The organism is Burkholderia sp. Bp9090 (genome assembly GCF_003857985.1).
Classification (GTDB): Bacteria; Pseudomonadota; Gammaproteobacteria; order Burkholderiales; family Burkholderiaceae; genus Burkholderia.
The window spans coordinates 1-26,206 of the sequence record NZ_QTPV01000036.1 but is presented as its reverse complement, the minus strand read 5'-3'; the positions used below and the strand labels follow the sequence as shown (position 1 = coordinate 26,206).

The window sequence follows — 26,206 nt, the reverse complement described above, 5'->3', positions numbered from 1 at the left end:
TATTTCATCCGTCTATCCCCAAATCGAAGCGTTGTTGTGCGTGTGGTCCGGCGCGGTGCCGCGCATCGAGTCGATGGCGCCGCGGCTCGGCAGTGCGTGAGCGGGGCTTTGCAACAGGCGTGCCAATGGGCGCTCGGGCACGCCCCGCAACGGATGGGGGCCGAAAGCAGCGGCCGGACAACGCAGCGCGCGCGCATGCGTTCCAGTCGTTTTGCTGGAATTCCAGCAGCGCCGTCGCGCATCGCGCGGCGTGCTGCATTTGCGGCATCTCGCTGGAAATCCAGCGCGCCGCGGGCGGCGCGATGGCCGCACAGGCCGACGGGACCGCATTGGCATGGTGCTTGCTGTCGACGGAGGCCATGCACCCGTCCACGAGGATCTTCATGAACGCATTCACGTCCGCCGACACGCCGGCCAGCGCGCCGTCCCCGCTGTCCTCCCGTCCACCCGCGAGCCGCATCGTCGACGACGCGCACGCGCTCGAAACCGCGCGCCGGCTCGCCGACGAACTGTCGCGCGACGCGGCGCTGCGCGACCGCGAGCGGCGCCTGCCGTTCGCGGAGCTCGACCTGTTCTCGGGCAGCGGGCTGTGGGGCATCACGGTGCCGCGCGCGTTCGGCGGCGCGGACGTGTCGCTCGCGACGCTCGGCGAGGTCGTGCGAACCATCGCGCAGGCGGACCCGTCGATCGGCCAGCTGCCGAAGAATCACTTCCACGCGCTCGACGTGATCCGGCTGACGGGCGACGACGCGCAGCGCCGCAAGTTCTTCGGCCTCGTGCTCGACGGTGCGCGGATCGGCCATGCGGCGTCCGAGCGCGGGACGAAGAACGCGCTCGAGATCGGCACGCGGCTCTCGCGGCGCGGCGGGCGGCTCGTGCTCGACGGCCAGAAGTTCTATTCGACGGGCGCGCTGTTCGCCGACTGGATCGCGGTGCTCGCGCTCGACGACGACGGCCGCTACGTGCAGGCGCTGGTCGGGCGCGACCGGCCGGGGCTCGAGATCGTCGACGACTGGAGCGGCTTCGGGCAGCGCACGACGGCGAGCGGCACGCTGACGCTGGCGGGCGTGGAGGTCGACGAGCAGGACGTGGTGTCGATCCAGGCCGCGTTCGAGCGGCCGACGCTCGCGGGCCCCGTGTCGCAGTACCTGCACGCGAACATCGACGTCGGCATCGCGCGCGCGGCGCTGGCCGACACGCTCGAGTTCGTGCGCACGCGCAGTCGGCCGTGGGCCGACAGCGGGATCGCGCGCGCGTCGGATGATCCGTACGTGATCCGCGACGTCGCCGACGTGCAGATCCGCCTGCTCGCGACCGAAGCGCTGCTCGACCGTGCGGCCGCGGCGCTCGACGCGTTGCCGGCCGAACTCGACGACGCGCAGGTCGCGCACGCATCGGTGCAGGTTGCAGCCGCGAAAGTGCTGAGCACCGAGCTCGCGATCCTCGCCACCAACAAGCTGTTCGAACTGTCGGGCACGCGCTCGGTGCTGAGCGAATACAACCTCGACCGTCATTGGCGCAATGCGCGCACCCATACGCTGCACGATCCGGTGCGCTGGAAATACCACGCGATCGGCAACTACGTGCTCAACCACGTCAACCCGCCGCGCCACGGTTACCTGTGATGACCGACACGCTCTCGACTCCATCGCCGTGGGTGCCGAAGGATCCGGCGCGGCGCCGCTATGCGCTCGCCGCCGCGTGGGCCGCGGCCGGGCTCGGCGGTGCGGCGCGCGTGTTCGCGGCCGACGCCGCGGCGGCGCCGGTGCGCGGCGGCACGCTGTCGCTGTTCGCGCAGCCGGAGCCGCCGTCGCTCGTCAACGCGCTGACGCCGCACGTCGCGTCGCAATACGTCGGCGGCAAGATCTTCCAGGGGTTGCTCGGCTTCGACCCGCAACTGCGCGCGGTGCCCGTGCTCGCGCGCAGCTGGCGCGCGTCGGCCGACGCGCTGACCTGGACGTTCGATCTGCAGCCGGGCGTGCGCTGGCACGACGGGCAGCCGTTCGGCGCGCAGGACGTGGTGGTCACGCTGAAGGAAATCGCGCCGCAGGCGCTGCCGCGCACGAAGGTGACGTTCGACAAGTACGTCGCGTCGATCGACGCGAGCGGCCCGCTGCAGGTGACGATCCGCCTGAAGAAGCCGTATGCGGGGCTGATCAACCTGCTCGGCAGCGGACTGCTGCCGATCCTGCCGGCCCATCTGTACCAGGGCAAGGACCCGCGCAGCAATCCCGCGAACCAGCATCCGGTCGGCACCGGCCCGTTCGTGTTCCGCGAATGGAAGCGCGGCGCGTACATCCGCGTCGCGCGCAATCCGGATTACTGGAAGAAGGGGCTGCCGTATCTCGACGGGATCGTATTCAACGTCGTGCCCGACGCGGCCGCGCGCTCGATCGCGTTCGAGCGCGGGCAGATCCACGCGCTGCGCGCGGGCGACGTCGACTACGCGGACATCGCGCGGCTCGCGAAGCTGCCGGGCGTCGCGATCACGACGCAGGGCTGGGAGCTGTTCACCGGGATGGCCTTTCTCGAACTGAACCAGCGCAAGCCGCCGTTCGACAACGTGCTCGTGCGTCAGGCCGTGCTGCACGCGCTCGATCGCCAGTTCATCGTCGACCGGATCTTCTTCGGCTACGGGAAGGTCGCGAACGGGCCGTTCGTGTCGTCGTCGCCGTTCTACGATCCGAACGTGCCGCGCTTCGCGTACGACCCGGAGCGGGCGCGCGCGCTGATCCGGCAGTCGGGCGTCGACGTCGGCAAGTTTCCGCTCGTGCTGGTCAACGGCGAGAAGGGCGGCGCGTGGGAGCGCGTGGCCGAATACACGCAGCAGGCGCTCGGCCAGGCCGGCTTCCGGCTGCGCGTGCAGACGACCGATGCGGCCGGCTGGTATGCGCGCGTCGCGAACTGGGATTTCGACCTGAGCTACAACTTCCTGTTCCAGAACGCGGATCCGGATTTCGGCGTCGCGCCGCTGTACCGGATCGACGGCATCTCGAAGGGCTCGCCGTTCGGCAACGTCGCGGGCTACCGCAATCCGCAGGCCGACGCGCTGTGGGACGCGGCCGCGCTGGACACCGATCCGGCCGCGCGCCGCGCGCGCTACGCGCAGCTCCAGACCACGCTCGCGAACGACGCGGCGATCGCGAACATCTTCGAGATGGTCAACCCGACGCTGTACCGGCGCAACGTCCACAACCTGCTGCGCACGGCCACCAGCGTGAACGACAGCCTCGAGGACACGTGGATCGGATGACGCGATGAACACGGCGCTGCGTTTGACGTCGACGGTGCTCCGGGGCCTGGCGGTCGTGCTGGGCGTGCTCGTCGTGAACTTCTTCCTGGTCCGGCTCGCGCCGGGCGACCCCGCGCTGATGCTCGCCGGCGACGCGGGCTCGGGCGATGCCGCGTACGTCGAGCGGCTGCGCGCGCAGCTCGGCTTGAGCCGGCCGCTCGTCGAGCAGTTCGCGCTGTATCTGCGCGATCTTGCGCACGTCGACTTCGGCTTCTCGTACCGCAACCAGCTGCCGGTGCTGCAACTCGTCGCCGAGCGCCTGCCCGCGACGCTGCTGCTGATGGCGGCCGCGTTCGCCGTGTCGGTCGTCGCGGGCGTGACGGCGGGTGCGGTGGCCGCGTACGGCGAGTCGCGCGGCGGCCCATGGGCGCGCCGCATCGCGCGCGCGATCGGCGCGCTCGCGGTGATCGTCTATGCGACGCCGCTGTTCTGGCTGTCGCTGATGAGCGTGATCGCGTTCTCGGTGGTGCTCGGCTGGCTGCCGTCGTTCGGGATGGAAAGCGTCGGCGCCGGCTACACGGGGGGGCGCCACGCGCTCGACGTGGCCGCGCACCTGGTGTTGCCGGCCACGACGCTCGGGCTCGTGTACGGCGCGATCTACGTGCAGCTCACGCGCGCCGCGATGCTCGAGGTGATCGAACGCGAGTTCGTGCGGACCGCGCGCGCGAAGGGCGCGTCCGAGCCGCGCGTGATGATCCGCCACGTGCTGCGCAACGCGCTGTTGCCGGTCGTCACGCTCGGCGGACTGCAGCTCGGGCAGCTCGCGGGGGGCGCGCTCGTGACCGAAATCGTGTTCGCGTGGCCCGGCCTCGGCGGGCTGATGTACGACGCGCTGCTGCAGCGCGACTATCCGGTGCTGCTCGGGCTGCTCGCCGTGGTCGCGGCGCTCGTGGTGCTGTTCAATGCGCTGACCGACCTGCTGTACGGGATCGTCGATCCGCGCATCGGCTGGCGGGACGCGCGATGACGGGCCGCTTCGTGCATCGTTTCGTGCGCGCGCGCGGCGCGGCGGCCGGCACGCTGTTTCTGGCCGTCGTCGCGCTCGTCGCGCTGAGCGCGCCGCTGTGGCTGCCGTCGCCGTGGCGCATGGCCGGCGAGCCGTTGCTGCGGCCGCTGCAGGGCGGCCATCCGCTCGGCACCGACATGCTCGGGCGCGACGTGCTGGTCGCGCTGCTGTGGAGTGCGCGCGTGTCGCTGTTCGTCGGGCTCGCGGCGACCGTCGCGACCTTTGTGCTCGGCGCATCGATCGGCGCGCTCGCGGGCTGGTGCGGCGGCTGGGTCGACCGGGCGCTGATGGCGCTCACGACGCTGTTCCAGACCGTGCCGCAATTCGCGGTCGCGGTCACGATCGCGGCGGTGCTCGGCGCGTCGCTCGAATCGACGATCGTCGCGATCGCCGCCGTGTCGTGGCCGGCGATCGCGCGGCTCGTGCGCGGCGAATTCATCGGGCTCGCGCAACGGGAGTTCGTCCTCGCGGCGCGGCTGGCCGGCGAGTCGCCGGCCGCGCTCGTGCGGCGCCAGATCCTGCCGCACGTCTGGCCGCCGCTCGCGGTGCTGGCCGCGCTGATGGTCGCGACCGCGATCCTCACCGAGTCGGCGCTGTCGTTTCTCGGGCTCGGCGATCCGTCGCAGATGAGCTGGGGCTTCATGATCGGCGCGGCGCGCAACGTGGTGCGCGACGCGTGGTGGCTGAGCATCTGGCCGGGGCTCGCGATCGTCGCGACCGCGCTCGCGATCAACCGGGTCGGCGAAGGGTTGCGCCACGCGTCGGCGCTTGCGGAGCCGGGGCGATGAGCGGCGCGCCGCTGTTGTCGGTCGAGCGGCTCACGCTCGCGTTGCCGGCCCGCGCGGAGCGACGCGACGCGGTGCGCGACGTGTCGCTGACGGTCGCGCCCGGCGAGGTGCTGTGCGTGGTCGGCGCGTCCGGGTCGGGCAAGTCGCTGCTCGCGGCCGCGATCGCCGGCCTGCTGCCGCGCGGCGTGCGGCACGCGGCCGGGCGGATCGCGCTGCGCGGGCGGGACCTCACGCACTGCAGCGACGCGCAATGGCGCGCGGTGCGCGGCCGCGACGTGTCGATGATCTTCCAGGAACCGCTCGCCGCGCTGAATCCGCTGATGACGATCGGCGCGCAGGTCGACGAGGTGCTGCGCGTCCATCGCGTGCTGAGCGGCCGTGGCGACGGTGCGGCGCGCGCGGCACGCGTGACGGCGCTGTTGCGCGACGTCGGCCTGCCGGAGCCCGAGCGGCTGCGGCATGCGTATCCCGACGCGCTGTCCGGCGGCCAGCGTCAGCGCGTGCTGATCGCGATGGCGCTCGCGCTCGAGCCGGCCCTGCTGATCGCGGACGAGCCGACCACCGCGCTCGACGTCACCACGCAGGCGCGCATTCTGGCGCTGATCGAGCAGGCAGCCCGTACGAAACGGACCGGCGTGCTGCTGATCACGCACGACTTCGGCGTGGTCGCGCGCGTCGCCGATCGCGTCGTGGTGTTGCGCGATGGCGAGCAGGTCGAGAGCGGCCGCGCGGCCGACGTGCTGCGCGCGCCGCGCCATCCGTATACGCGCGCGCTGCTCGATGCCGTGCCGCACGGTCGCGTCGCAACGCGTGCCGTCGTCCGCGGCGGCGTGCCGCTGCTGGACGTGCAGGGCCTGCGCAAGCACTACGCGTCGCGCCGCGCGTTGCCGTTCCTGCCGGCGCGCGGCCGGCGCCGCGTCGATGCGCTGGTCGACGTCGGCTTCGCGCTGCATGCCGGCGAGACGCTCGGCATCGTCGGCGAATCGGGTTCCGGGAAGTCGACGCTCGCGCGCGCACTGGTGCGGCTCGCGCGGGTGGATGCGGGGCGCATCGTGCTGCGCGGCGAGCACGATCTCGCGCGCCTGGCCGACCACGCATTGCGGCCGCTGCGTCGCGACGTCCAGATGGTGTTTCAGGACCCGTACGCATCGCTGAACACGCGTCAGACGATCGCGCAGATCGTCGCGACCGGCCTGCTCGCGCACGGTGTCGGACGCGCCGCGGCGTATCGGCGGGCGGCCGAGCTGCTCGCGCAGGTCGGCTTGCCGCCGGATGCGCTCGACCGGTATCCGCACGAATTCTCCGGCGGGCAGCGCCAGCGCATCAGCCTGGCACGTGCGCTGGCGCTCGATCCGTCGATCCTCGTGGCCGACGAAATGGTGTCGGGGCTCGACGTGTCGGTGCAGGCGCAGGTGCTCGAACTGCTCGCGTCGGTGCAGAAACGCCGCGCGATGGCGATCGTGTTCGTCACGCACGACTTGCGCGTCGCCGCGCAGATCTGCGACCGCATCGCGGTGATGCAGGCCGGGCGCATCGTCGAACTGGGCGATACCGCGCAGGTTTTCGGCGCGGCGCGCCATTCGTACACGCGTGCGTTGCTCGACGCGATGCCGGTGCTGCCGGCGCGCGTGAGCGCGACCGGCACGCAGGACGGCAGCGCGCACGCCCATCGAACCAACGAGGAGCACTCATGACGTCCGATTCGAACTTCGCGGTCGCGGCTTCCGCCGTCGTGGCCGGCGTGCCGGTCGAGGTGCGCGCGGGGCGCACGCTGAGCGTCGCGCATCGCGCCGCGCCGCGCGGCTCGCCGCATGCGGGGACGGTGCTGTTCTTCGCGCACGGCGGCGGCGGCAACAAAAACCAGTGGCGAGCGCAGTGGCGCACATTTGCCGATGCGGGCTACGAACTCGTCGCATGGGATTTCCTCGGCCACGGCGACAGTCCGCGGCCGCCCGCGCGAAGCGGCGCCTATCACGGCGACGAAACCCTGCGCGACTATCTCGCGCTGTTCGACCGCTACAAGGGGGCGCACAACGTGCTGGTCGCCCATTCGCTCGGCACGGGAAGCACGCTCGCCTTGCTCGAGCGGCTGGCGGCCCTCGGGCGGCTGCACGAAGCGAGCGGTGCGCTGCTGCTCGGCACGCAGCTCGCGCGCCCCGTGACGCGGCCGCCGGCGTTGCCGGGCTGGCTGCTCGAATGGATCAAGCCGGTGTTCGCGCGGCGCTTCCGGCGGCTCGCATGGCATCCGCAGGCCGACCCGGCGCTCGTCGCTTACGAGTCGCGCGTCGCGCGCCGCAACCGGATGACGACCTTCCAGGCCGTGCTGCGCGACGCGCCGTGGCCCGATGCGGCGCGGCTGGCCGCGCTCGACTTGCCGGTCGCCGTGCTCGCAGGCGACAGCGACGGCCTGACACCGCCCGCCGGCGGGCGCGCGCTGGCCGACGCATTGCCGAATGCGTCGTTCGGCGTGCTGCCCGCCTGCGGCCATCAACTGATGCTCGAGCGGCCGGATGCGGTCGGCGCCGCATTGCGTGCGCTGCTCGAGCGCACCGTGCAAGCGGCGCCCGTGCGATGAGCGGCCGCCGAAGAACCATGAAACAGCAGCCGGCCCGTCATCCGGGCAACGGCTCGTGAGGAGGCAGTCGATGTCTGAAACCGGATCTTCGCTGGATCGGGATGATCGTTTTGTCTACGTGTCCGCCACGGACCCGCTCACCCGGCCGCTCTTCGACGAGCTGGCGCACGAGTACAGCAGCCGCTACGCGGCCTATATTCCCGAAGAGGAACTCGGCAAGGAGCTGGTGCGTTATCCGGGCGAAGCGTTCGCGCCGCCGCAGGGCGCATTCCTGCTGCTGCTGAGGGACGGGCAGGCCATCGCCGGCGGCGCCTTCATGCGCCATCACACCCCTGCGACGGCGGAGTTCAAGCGCATCTGGGTCAGCCGCGCGCATCGCCGCCAGGGGCTCGCGCGGCGCGTGCTGGCCGAGCTCGAGGCGCAGGCTGCCCGGCAAGGCTACACGCGCGTGCATCTGGGCACCGGGCCGCGGCAACCCGAAGCGGTGGGCCTTTACCGGTCCTCCGGCTATACGCTGCTGTCGTCGCACGATTTCGGCGAGGACGCGCCGCCCGGCGTGTTGTTCGAGAAATATCTGCTGCCGGCCCGGCACCCGGCCAGCCCCGACTGAATCGATGATTCACGACGAGCCGCAGGCGTCCGTGCGCGATGATCCGGCGAAACCCGTCACCCTGGGCCGGCCCTCCGGCGCGACCGGGTGGGCGGTGCGACGGCGCGCTGCCGGAAGCGGTCCGACCGACGCGGGCGCCCGTGCGAACATCGTGCTGGGCATCTGTGTCGCGATGGGCTTCACCACGCTTCTCGATCAGGCGATCTTCACGCTGGCGGTGCCGACGCTCAGGCGTGAACTGCATGCGTCGACAGCCGAAATACAGCTGATCACGTCGGTCTATTCCATTGCGTTCGGCATCGCGCTCGTCCCGGCAGGCCGGCTCGGCGACGTGATCGGGCGCCGCCTGCTGTTTCTGGTCGGGCTCGCGATGTTTTCGGGTTTCAGCGTGCTGGGCGGACTGGCGGACGACGCGCGCACGGTGATCGTCGCGCGCGTGCTGCAAGGGCTCGGTGCGGGGATGATCAATACGCAGATATTCGGCTTGATCCAGGACCTGTTCAAAGGCGCGGCGCAGGCCAGGGCACTCGGGCGATACGCGTCGGCGGGCGGTTTGTCGGGGCTCGCCGGTCCGATTCTCGGCGGGCTGATTCTTGCGTCGGTTCCGCCGGATCTCGGCTGGCGGCTGCTGTTTCTCGTCAATGCGCCGTTCGGAATGGCCGTGTTCTATCTGGCGCTTCGGCATCTGCCGCGCCACCGGTTGTCGGACGCCCGGTTTTCGATCGATCCGGTCGGCCTGGCCCTGCTGTCCGCGGTCACGCTCGCGCTGATGCTCGCCACGCTGGTCGGCGGCACCGGCATACCGCCGCGACGCGTTTGTCTCGTGGTCGCGATGGCCGGGGTGCCGCTGTTTCTGGCGTGGGAGGCGGCGTATCAGCGGCGCGGCGGCACGCCGATTCTGTCGCGCGGTCTGCTCGGGTCGGGCGGGTACGTCCTCGGCACGCTCGTGGCGATGTGCCAGTTCGCGGCGGGCGTGACCCTCGGGATGGTCAGTGCCTTGTTCTTTCTCGACGGCTTGCATCTCGATCCGCTGCTGTTTGCCGCGCTGTCGATTCCTGCCGCGCTGGCCTCGATCGCCGCGACCATGTGGAGCTGGCGATTCGTCGGGCGCTTCGGCCGTGCCGGGACGGTGTGCGCAATCGCGTGTTATGCGCTCGCCGTCGCCGCGCAAGGTTTGGCGACCGAGTACTTCGCGGTTCGCTGGATCGTGTTCGCGTATCCCGCGATCGTCCTGCTGCAGGGGTTCGCCAGCGGCCTGATCCATGCGCCGAACCAGGCCATGACGCTCGCGGAGATCGGCCAGGATCAGGGGCGTGGGCTTGCTGCCGGGTTTCTGCAGTTGTCGCAGCGGCTCGCCTGCTCGATCGGCATGTCGTGGGGAACCGGCGTATTCCTGGTGCAGGCGTCGTCTTCGGCCGGTCTGGCCGCATACCGGGATGCGTTCGTCGAAGTGTCGGTGCCGATATTGCTGCTGGTGGCCGGCGCATTCGCGGCAGCGTGTGCGGACTGGATGATCAGGCACGCGCGTGACGCGGCCGGGTGAATTGCATTGCGCGGCGAATCGCATTTGCCATGCGGTTTCGAATTTACGATACGGAATCCTGATTAAGTGTATCTGTGTGAATAACGTTTTCGAAAATGCTTGGTTTGAGCGCGCACGGTTCGCGCGCACTATTGCAGGATGCGATGCGCGGCATGAAGCGTGTCGAACGAATCCGCCGATCCCGGCAAATCAGAGGCAGATGACTCGAAGCATCTGGCGTATCAGTGACTGACGAAGTAATCGACACATCCCCGCTCGACCTGCTCGCGTTGCCCATGTTCGACGAGTTGTCGGTCGAATATTCCACGCGCTACCAGGACTTTCGCGCGGTGCCCGCGGAAGTCGTGCGTGACGAACTCCTGACCTACCCGGCGGCGCTGTTCGCGCCACCCGATGGCGCTTTCATCCTGATTCGACGCGGTGGCGAAGTCGTGGGCGGCGGTGCATTTCAGCGCTACGACGACACGACGGCGGAACTCAAGCGCATCTGGGCGCATTCCGGCGTTCGTCGCCAGGGCGTCGCACGCCGCGTGGTGGCCGAGCTCGAAGCACGTGCGTTGAAGCAGGGATACCGGCGGGTTTATCTCACGACCGGATTTCGTCAACCGGAGGCCTCGGCGCTCTATCTCGGCACCGGCTACGAACCGCTATACGATCCGGCGATCGCACCGGAAGTGCATTGGCGACTGCCTTTCGCAAAGGATCTGCTCGAACCCGGTCGTATCGAACATTTGCAGGATCTGAAGCCGGACAGGCCGTTGGGTCGGCCGTTCGGTGCATGACGCATGAACACTTCCACGGGATACCGAAAAATGAATCGTCGTCGCGGAATCGGCCTGGCCTTGTCCGGTGCGTTTGCGGTGGTGGTAATGGGGGTTGCCGGCATCGCGCAATCGGCGACGTCGTTCAACCTGAGCCCCGATCAGCATGATCGCCCGCGCGTCACGCCGGATGCGGAGGCGATCAAGTTGATCCCGGAGAACTTCCGTTTTGCCGAGAAGGGCGTGCTGACCGTCGGCATCGCGGTGGCGTTTCCCCCGATCAGTGCATACGCAACGGACGCGAAAACGATCGTCGGCGCCGATCCGGATCTCGCCCAACTGGTTGCGGACGAACTCGGACTGAAGCTCAAGCTCGTGCCGCTCGCCTGGGCGGACTGGCCGCTTGCCGTCGCGTCCGGCAAGGTGGACGCGGTGCTGTCGAACGTGACCGTGACGGAAGCGCGCAAACAGAAATTCGACTTCTCGACCTATCGCCGCGACGTGCTCGGTTTCTACGTCGAGCAGAACAGCCCCATCAAGCAGATTCGCGAGCCCAGGGATATCGCCGGATTGCGCGTCATCGGCGACTCCGGAACCAACCAGGAAAAGATCCTGCTGGCCTGGGACAAGGAAAACGTCGCACACGGGCTGAAGCCGATTCACGTGCTGTATTACGAGGATCCGTCGGTGCGGACGCTGGCGCTGGTATCGGGGCGCGCCGACGCGATTTTCAGCGTCAATGCCGCGCTGGTCTATCAAGCGAGCCAGGGTGTGAAGATCCGGCAGGTCGGCACGGTCAGCGGCGGGTGGCCCCGCACGGCGGAAGTCGCCGTCACCACCCGCAAGGGCAGCGGACTGGCCGTGCCCATTACCTACGCCATCAACGACCTGATCCGGAACGGCAAGTACCAGCAGGTGCTGGGCCGCTGGAATCTCGACAGCGAGGCGATCACGAAGGCCTCGACGAATCCTCCGGGGCTCCCCGATCTCTGATCGGGTCATGAGCGGCCGAAGGACGGCCGTCATGCGGAAAATCCTCGGGTAATCATACGGACTACTACTAAAAGGCAGCGTATAGCGTGCCTTCAATCGGCAAAGAACGGAGAAATCATGCGGCACACACGGGGCGAGGGGGTCTCGCCGAAGACGCGCAGGACGGTGATATCGGTGGCGGTTGCGGCAGGTGTTTTTCATGGCGCGGCCTGGGCGCAGGAAGCGGGAGCGGGGGACGGAGCGGCGGCGGTCGCGGCGCCAGCCAGTAGTGCGGTCGCGCCAGCATCGTCGGCGTCGGCCGCGCCGGACGGCAAGGTACAGGTTCAGGACCGGGTCGTGATCACGGGTTCGCGCACCGAGACGCGTGCGAGCAAGAGCCTGACGCCGATCGACGTGATCGGAGGCGATCAATTGCGCGCGACGGGGCAAACCAACCTGCGCGACGCATTGGTGAAACTCTCGCCGTCGATCACCCGGACCTCGTACTCCGGCGACACGGGCGTGTTGACCGATACGCTGTCGCTTCATGGCCTCACGCCCGACCACGTGCTCGTGCTGGTGAATGGCAAGCGCCGCCATACGACGGCCAACATCACGCTCGACCCGGGCCTGAACCAGGGCTCGACCGGCGTGGACATCGATACCATTCCGGTCGGCCTGATCGACCACATCGAAGTGCTGCGCGACGGTGCGTCCGCGCAGTACGGCTCGGACGCGATCGCGGGCGTGATCAACATCATCCTGAAGCGCAATGCACGCGGCGGCGAGCTTGCCACGACGAACGGGCAGACATACTCCGGCGACGGCTTCAAGACGAGCGAGTCGGCCACGATCGGCCTGAATCTCGCCGACAAGGGCTTCCTCGACCTGAGCGCCGGGTTCGACCGGCAGAACCATACGATCCGCACCGGGCCGGACGATTATTTCGGACGCTTTCCGCAAGGACAGGGCTACTACAACCCGATCCTGGGCGACCCGGCCAGTTCGCGCGAGACGGTCGGCTTCAATGCCGGCTACTACCTCGGCGACGAGGTCGAACTCTACGGGTTCGGCACTTACGCACACCGGAACGGCGATGCGTACCAGAACTTTCGTCCGCCTTTCGTGCTGCCGCAGGTCTACCCGAACGGCTTCGTGCCGGTCGAAACGATCAACGAGAACGACTACTCGGTGACGGCGGGGATCAAGGGAAAGAACCTGTTCGGCTGGGCGTGGGATTTCAGCACGACCTACGGCGGGGACTACAGCGTGTTCGGCATGCGCAATTCCGCCAACACCGGGTTGTACGCGGCATCGGGCTATACGCCGACCACCTTCCACCTGTCGACCGTCAGCAATACGCAGCTGACCAACAACCTCGACCTGTCGCGGGCATTCAATGTCCCGCTGCTGCCGGCGCCGCTGAATGTCGCGGTGGGCGTCGAGCAGCGCCGCGAAACCTATACGATCCGCAACGGCGAGCAGGCATCCTGGATCTACGGCGGCTCGGCTGCGTTGCCGGGCCTGGCGCCCGTCAGCGCGAGCGACATCTCGCGCAACGTGATCGGCACGTACATCGATTTGTCGACTTACCTGACGCCGAAATGGCAGGTGAATCTGGCGGGCCGCTACGAGCACTACAACGACGTCGGCGACACCACCAACGGCAAGATCGCCACCCGCTACCAGTTTTCGCCGGCCATTGCGGTTCGCGGCAGCGTCAGCTCCGGCTTTCGTGCGCCGTCGCTGGCCCAGGAGTCCTATACCAGCGTGACCACGTCGCCGGCGTCGGTGGGCGGCATCCTCGCGACGACCTCGCCCGGCGCGCGCCTGATCGGTGCGCAGGCGCTGAAGCCTGAAGAGTCGACCAGCTACAACTTCGGTCTGGTGCTCAATCCCGTTCGCAACCTGCAGCTGACGATCGACGCTTACCAGATCAACATCCGCAACCGGATCGTGCTCGGCGGAACCGCGTCGGGCGCGGCGGCCATCGCCGCGCTCGAAGGGGCGGGGCTGACGGTTCCGGGATCGGTGCCGGTGTCGGCGGTCAGCGCGAGCTATTTCACCAACGGCGCCAATACGCGCACGCGAGGGATCGATCTGGCGGGTACCTACCACACCGGTTTCGGCCGGTACGGGCAGGTGGACTGGGACTTCGGGGTGAACCTGAATACGACCTCGGTCACGCACGTGGCGAACGGGTCGAACGGCAGGCCGTCGCTGAACGCGCAGCAGATCGCGTCGCTGTCCACCACGACGCCGAAGAACAAGATCATCGTCGGCGGCACCTGGCGTCTCGACAAGTGGGCCGTGACGCTCCACGAGACGCGTTACGGGAAGACCTCGGGAGAAGCGACCTACATCGTCGGACCGAACGCGTTCTCGACCTCCCAGTTCGTTCACTTCGAGGAGGCCGCACGCTATGTCACCGATGTCGAGGTGCGCTATGACGTGACCAAGAAATTCCAGATCGCGGCCGGCGCGCAGAACCTGTTCGACGTCCGCCCGAGCAAGCTGCCGTACGAGGCGCAGCTGGAAGGCATCCAGTACAGCGGCGGTAGCACGATCGGCGTCAACGGCGGTTTCTATTATCTGCGGGCACGCTATCTGTTCTGATCGATCGGCCATATTCATAGAAGAAATGACCGTAACGGGCAGATGAGCCGTTATCCATAATGAATGATCTGTCCGGCATGTTCCGCTTTTTCGGCGCCCGTCCGAGGCCGTTTCATTTCGGCGGGACGACCGACTTACAAGGTTGAGCTTCATGTCTTATTCCCTTTCGATTCTCGACAAAAGCCCGATTGCAGAAGGGGCGAGCGCGCATGACGCGCTGAACTTCACGATCGCGCTTGCGAAGCGTGCCGAAGCGCTCGGCTACAAGCGCTACTGGATTGCGGAACACCATGGCGCGCCGGGTCTCGCGAGCTCGGCACCGGAGATCATCGTGTCGCATTTGCTTGCGCATACGTCGCGGATTCGCGTCGGCTCGGGTGGCGTGATGCTTCAGCATTACAGCCCCTACAAGGTCGCCGAATCGTTCCGTGCGCTGGCTTCGCTCGCGCCCGGACGTGTCGACCTGGGCGTCGGCAAGGCGCCCGGCGGGCTGCCGCTCACGACGCGGGCATTGCAATGGTTTCACGACAAGGCGAAGAAGCCCGACTTTGCCGGGCAACTCGCCGAACTCGATGCGTTTCTCGGCGACGGCGTCGCGCCGGACCACCCGTTGGCCGGGGCGGTCGCCTTGCCCGCGCCGCCGGAATCGCCGCAGCGCATCCTGCTGGGCGGTAGTCCGGAAAGTGCCGAACTGGCCGCCCGGCATGACTGGCAGTTCTGCTACGCAGGCCACTTCAACGGCGACATCGGCAATATCGAAAGGTCGCTCGACGTCTATCGCAGCGCGACGGGCCGTGTGCCGCTGCTCGCCCTGTTCGCGGTCGCCGCGCAATCGTCGGAGGACGCCAGACGCCAGGTCGGCGCGTTGCGGATCTTCAAGTTGCGATTCGGCAACGGGCAGAGCGTCAACCTGCAGAGCCAGGAGGCGGCGGCCGATTTCGCGCGCCAGATCGGTGTCACCGACTATCGCATCGACGAGTTGCGTCCGCAGGTCGCGGCAGGCACGCCGGACGAGGTGCGTCGGGAACTGGATGCGCTGCATGAGCGCTTCGGCATCGAGGAGTTCGTCATCGACAACCCGGTGGCGGACCATGCCAAGCGCCTCGCCTCGATCGAGGCGCTGGCAGGTCTCGAGCAGCCGGTCGGCGCGTGACGGCGCCTGGCTGCCTTTTCATTCTTCAGACCGCGGATTCGAACATGACCCAACGCAACCTCACTTTCGGCCTGATGCTGCATGGCGCAGGCGGCCACATGAATTCCTGGAAGCATCCGGCCGGCCCTGCCGATGCGAGCGTCAACATCGACTTCGTCACCGGCATCGCGCAGAAGGCCGAAGCCAACGGCGTGGCATTCGTGTTCGTCGCGGATGGCCTTTACATCAACGAGAAGTCGATCCCGCATTTCCTGAACCGCTTCGAGCCGATCTCGATCCTGTCCGCGCTTGCGACGGCCACATCGAAGATCGGGCTGGCGGGCACGCTGTCCACGTCGTACAGCCATCCGTTCACGGTTGCCCGCCAGTTCGCGTCGCTCGACCTGATCAGCGGCGGGCGCGCCGGGTGGAACGTCGTGACCTCGCCGCTCGAAGGCTCGGCGAAGAACTACGGCGGCGCACATCCGGATCACGCACTGCGTTACGAGATCGCCGATGAATACCTGGAGGCGGTGCAGGGCCTGTGGGACAGCTGGGACGACGACGCGTTCGTGCGCGACCGCGCGAGCGGCCGCTTCTTCGATCGCGACAAGCTGCACCCGCTGAACCACAAGGGCCGCTTTTTCGAGGTGGCCGGGCCGCTCAACATCCAGCGTTCGCCGCAGGGGCAGCCGGTGATTTTCCAGGCGGGAGCGTCGGATGACGGTATCGCGCTGGCCGGCAAGTATGCCGATGCCGTGTTCACGCACGCGCCGTCGCTGGACGAGACGCGCGCATTTGCCGAGCGCGTGCGCGACAGCGCGGAGGCGCACGGCCGCGCGCGCACCGACGTGAAGATCTTCCCCGGTATCGGGCCGATCGTCGGCGCGACGCGCGAAGAAGCCGAGGAGAAGTACCGCGCGATTCGCGATCTGCTCACGATCGACGAGGCGCTCGCTTATCTCGGCCGCTTTTTCGAGCATCATGACTTTTCGCAGTATCCGCTCGATGCGCCGTTTCCTGAGCTGGGCGAGCTCGGCAGGAACAGTTTCCGTTCCACGACCGATCGCATCAAGGACGAGGCCAGGCGAAACGGTTCGACGCTCAGGGAGGTGGCGCTCGACGTGGCAACGCCGAAGCCCGGGTTCATCGGCACCGGCGAGGCGGTCGCGGACGAACTGATCCGCTGGTTCGATGCGGGCGCGGCCGACGGCTTCATTCTCGGCTTCCAGGTGCAGACCGAAGGGCTCGAGGATTTCGTCCGTTACGTGATTCCCGCACTCGAGGCACGGGGCCGCTACCACCGTGCGCTACCGGGCGCCACGCTGCGGGACCATCTCGGCCTGCCGCGCCGCGCGAGCCGTTACGCAACCGCAGAGACTGCGTGACGGATCGACATGACATGCGCAAAGGCAGCGTGATGAACGATATTTCCAGGATTGCCGGTCATGCACCCTTCGTGGCCGAAGGCGCGTCATCGGCGCCACCCGACTACGCGCAATACCGGGTCGTTCCTGCCCGCAATCCGGCAAGGACGCTCGGGACCGCCGCGGCGATCGTGCTGATCGCTGCCGTTCTCTATTCGGTGCTCGACAACCCGCACTGGGGCTGGAAAGTCTTCGCGCAGTGGTTTTTCTCCGAAGCCGTGCTCGCGGGGCTCGGGCAGACGCTGCTGCTGACGGCGCTCGGCGCGGTGCTCGGCTTCGCGCTGGCCGTTCCGCTCGCGCTGGCGCGACTCTCGCGCTCGCCGCTGTTGTCCTCGTGCGCGTGGGCCTACATCTGGCTGTTCCGTTCGATTCCGACCATCGTCCTGCTGCTGTTGCTGAACAATCTCGGCTATCTGTACGACACGGTCAGGCTCGCGATTCCGTTCACGAACATCGTGTTCCTGCACGGCCCGACCACGGATCTGATCACACCGTTCATGGCAGCGATCCTCGGGCTGACGCTGACCCAGGCCGCGTTCGCGGCGGAGGCGATCCGCGGCGGCATCCTGTCGGTCGACCACGGGCAGCGCGAGGCCGCGGCGGCGCTCGGCCTGCCGCGCGCGCGGCAGACCTGGCGCATCGTGCTGCCTCAGGCGATGCGCGCGATCCTGCCTGCCGCGTTCAACGACGTGATCGGACTGGCGAAGGGCACCGCGGTCGTCTATATCCTCGCGATGCCGGATCTGTTCTACACGGTCCAGATCATCTACCACCGCAACCTGGAAGTGATTCCGATGCTGATGGTCGCGACCGTCTGGTATTTGGTGATCCTGACGGTATTGTCCGCGATCCAGGTTCATATCGAGCGCCACTATGCGCGCGGTGCGACGCGCGACCCGGTGGCCGTGTCGCCCGTTTCCGCATTCCTGCGCAAAGGTTTTCGTTCGCTCGAGACGCTGCTTTCCCCGGCCGCGGTGGAGGGCAGCCAGCCGGACGACGCGGCGGCGGGTGCCGAGACGACCGGCTGGGCGAAACAGCGCGTCGGGGCGGCCGTCGGCATTCATCGCATATCGAAGCGCTTCGGGGCGCAGAAGGTACTCGACGACGTTTCGCTGGCCATCCCGTCCGGGAGCGTGACGGTCATTCTGGGGCAGTCGGGCTCCGGCAAGTCGACGCTGCTGCGAACCGTCAACCACCTCGAGCGTGTCGACGAGGGCTTCATCGACATCGACGGCGAACTGGTCGGCTATCGCCGCGACGGACGCACGCTCCACGAACTCAAGGAAAAGGACATCCTGCGCCGCCGCGCCGAGGTCGGCATGGTGTTCCAGAGTTTCAACCTGTTCCCGCATTTGACCGTGCTCCAGAACGTCGTCGAGGCGCCGGTCGCGGCCGGCCTGCCGCGCGAACGGGCGGAAGCGGAAGCACGCGCGCTGCTCGCCCGCGTGGGCCTGGCCGACAAGGCCGATGCGTGGCCGCGTCAGCTGTCCGGCGGGCAGCAGCAACGCGTGGCGATCGCCCGCGCGCTCGCGCTGAAGCCCAAGGTGTTGCTGTTCGACGAGCCGACTTCCGCGCTCGACCCGGAGCTCGTCAACGAAGTGCTCGACGTGATTCGTCAGCTTGCCCGTTCCGGGACGACGCTGATCATCGTCACGCACGAGATCGGTTTTGCGCGCGAAGTGGCCGACACGATCGTTTTCATGGATTGCGGACGCATCGTGGAGTCGGGGCCGCCGTCGGCGGTGCTGGCGGCGCCATCGCATCCGCGTACGCGCGAGTTCCTGTCCAGGGTGCTGTCGTAGTCATGTGCGGGCCTCCCGGCTTGCGGCCGGCACGACAACGCATCGACACCGTGGCAAATGACGAAGGATGAAAAAGTGAGCAACGGACGAATCGATCACATTGCATTCCTCACACCGGGAAATTATCCCGACGAGGACGCCGCCGCCGGATTCGAGCGGACGCTCGAACTGTTTCGCGTCGGCGAGGCGCTCGGTTACGACAGCGCCTGGGTGCGGCAGCGTCATCTCGAGCGCGCCGTGTCCTCGGCCGCCACGTTTCTCGCGGCGGCGAGCCAGCGGACGAGCCGGATCGGGCTCGGCACGGCGGTGATCCAGATGGGCTACGAGAATCCGTTCCGGCTCGCCGAGGATCTCGCGACCGTGGACGTGCTGTCGAACGGCCGGCTCAATGTGGGGCTCAGCGCAGGCGCGCCGAATCACGGTGCGCTGCTGGGCGAGCGGCTGTTCGACACCGATCCCGACCTGGTCGACTTCTCGCACGCACGGGTGGCACGCCTGCGTCGCAATCTCGCCGGCGACTGGCTCGGTGACGACGACACGTTCGTGGAATCGGCCGCCGGCCGGGTGCGGCCGCGGGTGAGCCCGTATGCGCCCGGTCTGACGGACCGGCTCTGGTATGGGGGCGGTTCCAGGCGCTCGATCGAGTGGGCCGCCAGAAACGGCTTCAACTTGCTGATCGGCAATCTGACCACGGGCGAGGGGACCGACAGTTATGTCGACGCCCAGCTTCGGCAGCTCGAGCTGTACCGCCGTCACTGGAGCGAAGCCGCCGCACCCCGTATCGCGCTGGGCCGGGTGATCGTCCCGACCGACAGTGCAGATGCGCGGGAGCGTGAACGCTATCGGGCGTTTGCCGACGCGCGCCATGCCCGCACGCTGGCGCCGCAGGGCGAACGGCGCACGCTCTTCGCACCGGATCTCGTCGGCACCTCGGACGAGATCGTGGAGCGGCTGCTTGCCGACCCCGTGGTCGGACAAGTGCGGGAACTGCGCCTGGAATTGCCTTACGACCTGCCGTTCGAAAGTTACCGGCAGATTCTCGACGATTTCGTCACGCGTATCGCCCCGGCACTCGGCTGGCGTCCGGCCGACCGGCGAGAGCCGGTCGCGGCCTGACGGGAGCGACACGACATGCGTCGGGCGGCGTGCGTGACCGGAATCGGCGACGGGGCGGATACGGCCGCGCGGGCCGGGACCGTCTCGCCGCCACGCACGCGGGGCGGTCACGCGCCGGCGAATCGCTTGCGCCGCCGTCCGTGCGCCGGCCCGCCGATGTCAGGCGGCGCCGAACGCCCGACCTTATTGCAATTGGACTGAACATGACTAGCGCCTCTCAAACCCGACTCGCGGCAATCGGCCGTCCGCGCCAGTTCGGCAACAAGCGGACCCATCCGGTCCGTCGCTTCGGCGGCATCGCGATCGCCATCGGCCTGCATCTCGTCCTGATCTGGGCGCTGGTGAACGGCCTGGCGACCCGGGTCGTCGAGATCGTCCAGCAACCGATCGAGACTCGCATCATCGTGCCGGTGAAACCGCCGCCGCCCCCGCCGCCGAAGCCGGTCGAGAAGGTCGTGTCGAAGCCGCGGGTGGCGCCGCCGCCTCCGCCGTTCGTGCCGCCGCCCGAGGTACACGTGCAGGCGCCGCCGCAGCCGACCATCACGCACCAGGCCGCGCCGGCCCCGAGCGCACCCGTGCACGAGGCGCCGCCCGCGCCGGTGCCTGCGCCGGCGCCGGTCGCGAGGCCGGTGAACCAGGAGGTCGGCGTCGTCTGCCCGAACTCGGACGAAGTCCGCTCGTCGATCGTCTATCCGCCCGAGGCGCAGGACAACAACATCACGGGCGATGTGACGGTCGAGTTTACGGTGGACCCGGACGGTCGCGTCACGAACCTGAGGCTCGCGCAGCCGGCGGACCCGGTGCTCAATCGGGCGGCGCTCAGTGCGGTCAAGCGCTTTCGCTGCATTGCGCAGGGGCAGCCCGTGCGGGTGCGGGTACCGTTTTCCTTCAATCTGAATTGATGCCGGCCACACGCCGTTCGAGCTGGCCGGCTTCACGAATCGACACACGACGTATACGGATGGAGTCCTTATGAAAAAGCGCTTTCGCGCCGCACTTGCGGCAAGTCTGATGATCACCGCCGGCATTGGCGGCACCCTGGTCGCACCGCACACCGTGCTCGCCCAGGAAGCAGCGGCATCGGCGCCCGGCCGGGCGGCATCCGGCGCGGCACCGACCGCGGCGGCACCGGCTGCCGCCAGTGCGGCCGATCTTTCGGCGCCGCCGCCCGCGCCCGCGACGTCGGCAACCGTCGAGAACCCGTATGGCCTCGGTGCCCTGTGGGCGAACGGCGACTTCGTGGCCCGCTTCGTCCTTGGGCTGCTCGTGGTCATGTCGCTCGGGAGCTGGTACATCATGATCACCAAGTTCCTCGAGCAGGTGCGGGCAAACAGCCGCGCGAAATCGGCCGACGAGCAGGTCTGGAATGCGCCGACGCTGGCCGAAGGCGCGGCCCAGCTCGATGATGCGTCGCCGTTCCGTTTCATCGCCGAGAACGCGATCGAGGCCGGGGAGCATCACGACACGGCGCTGCTCGATTCGGTCGATCGCAATACCTGGATCGACCTGAACATCGAGCGTTCGATCACCAACGTGTCGAACCGGCTGCAGGACGGCCTCGCGTTTCTGGGCACCGTGGGATCCACGGCGCCGTTCGTCGGGCTGTTCGGCACGGTGTGGGGCATCTATCACGCGCTGACGGCCATCGGCATCGCCGGCCAGGCATCGATCGACAAGGTCGCCGGCCCGGTGGGCGAGGCGCTGATCATGACCGCGATCGGCCTCGCCGTGGCCGTACCGGCCGTGCTCGGCTACAACTTCCTCGTGCGCCGGAACAAGTCCGTGATGGAGCGCGTGCGCGACTTCGGCGCGCAGTTGCATACGGTATTGCTCGCGGGCGGCCGGCGCGCGGCCGGCAGCAGCGCGACGCCCGCGGCACCGGCGCCGCAGGCGCTGGCGGTTCAGTCGTGAGCGGAGGCTGTCATGGCGATCAGTGTCGGCGGTGACGACAACGACGAGGTCATCTCGGCGATCAACACGACGCCGCTCGTGGACGTGATGCTGGTGCTGCTGATCATCTTCCTGATCACGATCCCGGTGGTGACCCATACGATCCAGGTGCAGTTGCCGAAGGAGCGGGTCCAGCCGCTGCAGACGCAGCCGAAAAGCATCGAGCTCGCGGTGAACCGGCAGGGCGACATCTTCTGGGGCACCGAGCATGTGGACCTGCAGACGCTGGTGGCGCGGCTGAAGGACGTATCCGCGCAGACGCCGCAGCCGGACGTGCACGTCCGCGGCGATCAGGCCACGCCGTATCGGTACATCGGCAAGGTCGTGACGGCGTGCGAGCGGGCCGGGATCGGCAAGCTTTCCTTCATTACTCAGCCCCCCGCACGGGGCGGCTAGGGAGTTCGAACGATGGGTATGAACGCAGGTTCCGGCGCGGGCAGGGACGAGCCGGACGTGATGGTGGACATCAACACCACGCCGCTGATCGACGTGATGCTGGTGCTGCTGATCATGTTGATCATCACGATCCCGATCCAGATGCATTCGGTGAAGATGAACTTGCCGGTCGGGAATCCGCCCGTCCCGCCGCATCCGCCTCAGGTGGTGCAGATCGACATCGGCGCGGACGGCTCGGTCAACTGGAACGGCGCGGCCGTGCGGGGCGGCGCGGCGCTGGACGCGAAGTTTCGCGAGGTGGCGGCCGAGGCGGACCAGGACGAGATCCGGTTGCGCCCGGACAAGGCGGCGCCTTACCGGGCGGTGGCCGAAGTGCTGGCGTCGGCCCAGCGCGAAGGGGCGACGAAGATCGGGTTGATCGGCAACGAACAGTACATGCAATGAGTCGCGTGGAAGGTTCGTCGAGCGCTCGGGTGCCGGAGCGGGGCGGCCGGGTGCCGATCTTCAGGCAAGCGACGTTTCACGCACCGCCGTGCCGATGAAGACGAAGCGGATGAGGCGGGAGAGGAAGCGTAGTTTCCTACAACATCAGTAAAACCAATGAAATTGACATCATGAGCGAAGCGCAGGCAGAGCGGGCGAACGGGCGTTCCAGGCGGATTCATCTTGGCGCGACGATCCACGGACCCGGTGGACATTACGCGGGATGGCGGCACCCCGACGCGGTGATCGACGCAAGCATCAACCCGGACTTCGCGAAGAACGTGGCCCGCCAGGCCGAGGCGGGCAAGTTCGATTTCGTATTCGTGGCGGACGGCCTGCATATCAACGCGAAGTCGATTCCGCACTTCCTCAACCGGTTCGAGCCGCTCACGCTGTTGTCGGCGCTGTCGGCCGTCACGGAACGGGTGGGGCTGGTGGGAACCCTGTCGACGTCCTACAGCGAACCGTTCACGGTTGCCCGGCAGTTCGCGAGCCTGGATCACCTGAGCCGGGGGCGAGCGGGCTGGAACGTCGTGACGTCGCCGCTCGAAGGTTCCGCGCGGAATTTTTCGCGCACCGCGCATCCCGAACATGACGAACGTTACCGGATCGCCGACGAATATCTCGAGGTCACGAAGGGGCTCTGGGATTCCTGGGAGGACGACGCGTTCGTGCGCGACCGCGCGAGCGGCGTGTTCTTCGATCCGGCCAAGCTCCATACGCTCGATCACAAGGGCAAGTATTTCTCCGTCGAGGGGCCGCTGAACGTCGGGCGTACGCCGCAGGCGCGTCCCGTCCTGTTCCAGGCCGGCGCGTCGGATGCGGGCAAGCAGCTCGCGGCGAAGCATGCGGATGCGGTCTTCACGCATCACGACACGCTGGCTCAGGCGCGCGATTTCTATGCCGATCTCAAGCGCCAGGTGAGCGGGCACGGCAGGCATCCCGACGACCTGAAGATCTTCCAGGGCATCGGCGTGATCGTGGGCGCTTCTGCCGAGGACGCGGAACGGCAATACCAGGAGAGCCTGACACTGATCACGATCGAAAGCGCGCTCGACCATCTCGGCCGGTTTTTCGAGCATCACGATTTCGGCCAGTATCCGCTCGACGCGCCGTTTCCGGAAATCGGCGACCTCGGCAGCAACAGTTTCCGCAGCGGGACGGACGAGATCAAGCGCAATGCGCGCGAGCGCGGCCTGACGCTGCGCGAGGTCGCGCTCGAATCGGCTGCGCCGCGCCCGCGTTTCATCGGGACCCCGGAGCAGATCGCGGATGGTTTGCAGGAATGGTTCGAGGCCGGCGCGGCTGACGGTTTCATCGTCGGTGGCGGGACGCCTTCGGCATTCACCGATTTCGTCGAACAGGTGGTGCCGATTCTCCGACAGCGCGGGCTGTTCCGTGCCGAGTATCAGGGAGAGACCTTGCGCGACCATCTCGGCGTGGGTTATCCGCGCAATCGCTACACGGCGGCATAAATTCATCTGGAACGCGCCGACGGTCGCGCGGTGGCGAGCTGGCGGTTCGTACCGGCACTCGCTGCGCGGGCAGGCATGGTAAGGCGGCGCCGCTCTGGTGCTCGTCTCGACACCTGTCCGGCAAATGCGAGCGGTAGTGTGGCCGCGAGCGTATCGGCGGCCCTGTTGGCGCGAATATGGATGGATTGCTCAATCGGGCTGCATCAAAAATGCCCCGGGCTTTAAAGCGACGAATGACAAAAATGAATGATTGTCCGTGACGTGACGGACGAGTCACGTTCGATCGGAAGACTGCTCTATGCATCGACTTCCGGCAACAAAGCGACGAAGTTCTCCACGATGGAATCGGGCACTGCGTCCCGCCACGTCAGTCCGACATCCCAGCGCGCATCGGCATCGGGGATAGGCAGGCACACGACCTTGTCGCCCGGCGAGTGCAGCGCCGATTCGTGCATGATCGACACCCCAAGCCCCGCGCCGACCAGAGAGATGATCGTCAGCGACTCGTTCGCGCGCTGCACGAAGCGTGGCTCGAAGCTGCGCGACTCGCAAAATCGTGCGATGTGATCATGCAGGCCCGGTGCGCGTGCGCGCTGCAGCAATAGAAACGGCAGCGTGCGCAGCAATGGCGAATCGAAACCCGTGATCGTGTCCGCGAGCGTGCGCGGTACGACGAGCGCGAGTCGATCGGAGAGAAGACGCCGATGCGCGAGACCGGTCCGAACGGGCAGGCGGACGAAGCCCGCCTGGAGGCTGCCTTCGAGCAGCCGCTCCATCTGCTCGGCCGACGACAGATCATGCAGCGTGACCTCGACATCGGGAAAACGCTCGCGAAAGCGCGGCAACACACGCGACACCGTCTCCACCGTCGAGAAGCTATAGCCAATGGCGAGTCGTCCGACTTCGCCGCGCGCGGCTCGCTTTCCCAGCGAGAGGACGCGTTCGGCCTGATCCACCAGCGGTTGGGCTTCGGCGAGGAAATAGCGTCCCAGTTCCGTCAACTCCGTGCCATGCCGGTCACGCCGAAAAAGCGGCGCGCCCAGGTCGTCTTCGAGTCGCTTGATCTGTTTCGTGAGGGCAGGCTGCGACAGGTTGAGCGCTTGCGAGGCAGAGCCGAAGTGCAGCGAGTTCGCGAGTGTAACGAACGATTTGAGTAGATGGAAGTTCATATCCGCGAGTTATCACCGCCAGGAAAACATGTCATTGGACCGCGTTGTGCGGCTATGTTCGAATCCTGGTTCGCGCAGTATAGCCGGCCGTTTTACGTCGGCGTGCGATGCGATCCATATATTGAAAATGGTGCTTTCGTTATTCCGGAAGCGCGAAAGCGGAAATGGTTGAACGCGTATCGATGCAAGCGTTCCGTGTTTTTTTGTTCAAGGGCAGATCAACCTGCAGGAGAGAAATGAAACGATATTCGGGGAGATCACGCGCGGCAGTCGTGCCGCACGTCATGGCTCGCAGATTGGTTCGGCCGGCACGGTTCGGCGTCGGTCTCGGCATCACGCTTTTCGCGGCGCAGGCCGCCGTGGCGCAGGGCGACGCGCCGGCGCCGGACACCGGTGCGACCGGCAGCGCGACGCTGCCGGCGATCACGGTGAGCGGCGAGCGCGGCAACACGCTGCGCGCACGCACGGCGTCGGTCGCGGGGCTCGACGATGCGCCGCTGCGCGACACGCCGGCCTCGGTCAACGTCGTCACGCGGGCGCTGATCGACGATCAGCAGGCGAAGCGGCTGAGCGACGTCGTGCGCAACGATGCGTCGGTCGTCAACGACTACGCGCCGGTCGGTTATTTCGAAGGCTTCGCGATCCGCGGCTTTCCGGTCGATCTCGCGAGCGCGATCCGGATCGACGGGCTGACGGTGTCCGGCGAGCAGAACGTGCCGCTCGAGAACAAGGAGCGCGTCGAGATCCTGAAGGGGCTGGCGGGCATCGACAGCGGCGTGGTCGCGCCGGGCGGCGTGATCAACTTCGTGACGAAGCGTTCGGCGAACGTCGCGAGCGTGACGGGCGGCGTCGACAGCCGCGGCTCGACGTCGGCGGCCGTCGATCTCGGTCGCCGGTTCGGCCCCGACAATCAGTTCGGTTTCCGGATCAACGCCGCGAAGGAGAACATGCACTCCTATATCGACGGCACCAACGGACGGCGCACGTTCGGCTCGATCGCCGCCGACTGGGACATTAGCCCGCGCGCGAGCCTGCAGTTCAACGCGGAATTCCAGCAGTGGATCCAGCGTTCCGCGCCCGGCTACCAGCTGCT

At 67.6% G+C, this 26,206-nt stretch carries 23 protein-coding genes; 21 read left to right on the top strand and 2 right to left on the bottom strand.

Going from position 1 to position 26,206, the window contains the following annotated elements; all coding sequences use genetic code 11:
- Positions 1-4: 4 nt before the first annotated feature.
- Entirely contained in the window at positions 5-385 is a 381-nt protein-coding gene (locus DIE16_RS36745) for a hypothetical protein (protein WP_185735518.1), read from the bottom strand.
- Between DIE16_RS36745 and DIE16_RS26615 the strand changes: the two genes are divergently transcribed.
- From DIE16_RS26615 to DIE16_RS26520, 20 genes are all read left to right on the top strand, one after another.
- Entirely contained in the window at positions 384-1,625 is a 1,242-nt protein-coding gene (locus tag DIE16_RS26615; protein WP_124893713.1) for an SfnB family sulfur acquisition oxidoreductase, read from the top strand. The two genes, DIE16_RS36745 and DIE16_RS26615, sit on opposite strands and share 2 nt — an antisense overlap.
- Positions 1,625-3,253, top strand: a complete 1,629-nt coding sequence (locus tag DIE16_RS26610) for an ABC transporter substrate-binding protein (protein WP_260427921.1) — start codon at positions 1,625-1,627, stop codon at positions 3,251-3,253. The genes DIE16_RS26615 and DIE16_RS26610 overlap by 1 nt, the downstream gene beginning before the upstream one ends.
- 4 nt (positions 3,254-3,257) lie before the next feature.
- On the top strand, positions 3,258-4,259 hold the full coding sequence (locus tag DIE16_RS26605) for an ABC transporter permease (protein WP_124523387.1): 1,002 nt from the start codon (positions 3,258-3,260) through the stop codon (positions 4,257-4,259).
- Positions 4,256-5,086: an ABC transporter permease gene (locus tag DIE16_RS26600; protein ID WP_124523385.1), complete on the top strand. Its 831-nt coding sequence runs from the start codon at positions 4,256-4,258 to the stop codon at positions 5,084-5,086. Before DIE16_RS26605 ends, DIE16_RS26600 begins: the two co-directional genes overlap by 4 nt.
- Complete coding sequence (locus tag DIE16_RS26595) at positions 5,083-6,780, top strand: ABC transporter ATP-binding protein (protein ID WP_124523384.1); 1,698 nt, start codon at positions 5,083-5,085, stop codon at positions 6,778-6,780. Before DIE16_RS26600 ends, DIE16_RS26595 begins: the two co-directional genes overlap by 4 nt.
- Positions 6,777-7,661: an alpha/beta fold hydrolase gene (locus DIE16_RS26590; RefSeq protein WP_044848943.1), complete on the top strand. Its 885-nt coding sequence runs from the start codon at positions 6,777-6,779 to the stop codon at positions 7,659-7,661. The genes DIE16_RS26595 and DIE16_RS26590 overlap by 4 nt, the downstream gene beginning before the upstream one ends.
- A gap of 70 nt (positions 7,662-7,731) precedes the next feature.
- Positions 7,732-8,271, top strand: a complete 540-nt coding sequence (locus DIE16_RS26585; protein ID WP_044848942.1) for a GNAT family N-acetyltransferase — start codon at positions 7,732-7,734, stop codon at positions 8,269-8,271.
- A gap of 4 nt (positions 8,272-8,275) precedes the next feature.
- Complete coding sequence (locus DIE16_RS26580) at positions 8,276-9,814, top strand: MFS transporter (RefSeq protein WP_124893712.1); 1,539 nt, start codon at positions 8,276-8,278, stop codon at positions 9,812-9,814.
- Positions 9,815-10,038: 224 nt separating this feature from the next.
- The gene (locus DIE16_RS26575) at positions 10,039-10,596 is read left to right on the top strand and encodes a GNAT family N-acetyltransferase (RefSeq protein WP_185641372.1); all 558 of its coding nucleotides are present in this window, start codon (positions 10,039-10,041) and stop codon (positions 10,594-10,596) included.
- Positions 10,597-10,626: 30 nt separating this feature from the next.
- Entirely contained in the window at positions 10,627-11,568 is a 942-nt protein-coding gene (locus DIE16_RS26570) for an ABC transporter substrate-binding protein (protein WP_124523463.1), read from the top strand.
- A 117-nt stretch (positions 11,569-11,685) separates the two neighbouring features.
- On the top strand, positions 11,686-14,163 hold the full coding sequence (locus DIE16_RS26565) for a TonB-dependent siderophore receptor (protein ID WP_124523382.1): 2,478 nt from the start codon (positions 11,686-11,688) through the stop codon (positions 14,161-14,163).
- A gap of 151 nt (positions 14,164-14,314) precedes the next feature.
- On the top strand, positions 14,315-15,316 hold the full coding sequence (locus DIE16_RS26560; protein ID WP_124523379.1) for an LLM class flavin-dependent oxidoreductase: 1,002 nt from the start codon (positions 14,315-14,317) through the stop codon (positions 15,314-15,316).
- A 44-nt stretch (positions 15,317-15,360) separates the two neighbouring features.
- Positions 15,361-16,683: an LLM class flavin-dependent oxidoreductase gene (locus tag DIE16_RS26555; protein WP_124523377.1), complete on the top strand. Its 1,323-nt coding sequence runs from the start codon at positions 15,361-15,363 to the stop codon at positions 16,681-16,683.
- A gap of 32 nt (positions 16,684-16,715) precedes the next feature.
- Positions 16,716-18,524, top strand: coding sequence for an amino acid ABC transporter permease/ATP-binding protein (locus tag DIE16_RS37455; RefSeq protein ID WP_124893730.1), 1,809 nt, complete (start codon positions 16,716-16,718; stop codon positions 18,522-18,524).
- A 57-nt stretch (positions 18,525-18,581) separates the two neighbouring features.
- Positions 18,582-19,640 (top strand): LLM class flavin-dependent oxidoreductase, encoded by a 1,059-nt coding sequence (locus tag DIE16_RS26545; protein WP_185641371.1) that lies wholly within the window; start codon positions 18,582-18,584, stop codon positions 19,638-19,640.
- Positions 19,641-19,843: 203 nt separating this feature from the next.
- Complete coding sequence (locus tag DIE16_RS26540; RefSeq protein ID WP_124489477.1) at positions 19,844-20,542, top strand: energy transducer TonB; 699 nt, start codon at positions 19,844-19,846, stop codon at positions 20,540-20,542.
- A gap of 70 nt (positions 20,543-20,612) precedes the next feature.
- On the top strand, positions 20,613-21,551 hold the full coding sequence (locus tag DIE16_RS26535) for a MotA/TolQ/ExbB proton channel family protein (protein WP_124489455.1): 939 nt from the start codon (positions 20,613-20,615) through the stop codon (positions 21,549-21,551).
- Between the two features lie 12 nt (positions 21,552-21,563).
- Positions 21,564-21,986: a biopolymer transporter ExbD gene (locus tag DIE16_RS26530; protein WP_124489454.1), complete on the top strand. Its 423-nt coding sequence runs from the start codon at positions 21,564-21,566 to the stop codon at positions 21,984-21,986.
- A gap of 12 nt (positions 21,987-21,998) precedes the next feature.
- On the top strand, positions 21,999-22,430 hold the full coding sequence (locus tag DIE16_RS26525; RefSeq protein WP_044848623.1) for a biopolymer transporter ExbD: 432 nt from the start codon (positions 21,999-22,001) through the stop codon (positions 22,428-22,430).
- 170 nt (positions 22,431-22,600) lie between these two features.
- Positions 22,601-23,944, top strand: a complete 1,344-nt coding sequence (locus tag DIE16_RS26520; protein WP_124489453.1) for an LLM class flavin-dependent oxidoreductase — start codon at positions 22,601-22,603, stop codon at positions 23,942-23,944.
- A 296-nt stretch (positions 23,945-24,240) separates the two neighbouring features.
- Here the strand turns inward: DIE16_RS26520 and DIE16_RS26515 are convergent, their stop codons facing one another.
- On the bottom strand, positions 24,241-25,113 hold the full coding sequence (locus tag DIE16_RS26515; RefSeq protein ID WP_124489452.1) for a LysR family transcriptional regulator: 873 nt from the start codon (positions 25,111-25,113) through the stop codon (positions 24,241-24,243).
- A 284-nt stretch (positions 25,114-25,397) separates the two neighbouring features.
- Here DIE16_RS26515 and DIE16_RS26510 point away from each other — a divergent pair.
- The coding region (locus DIE16_RS26510) for a TonB-dependent siderophore receptor (RefSeq protein WP_185735517.1) at positions 25,398-26,206 on the top strand (809 nt) is incomplete at its 3' end.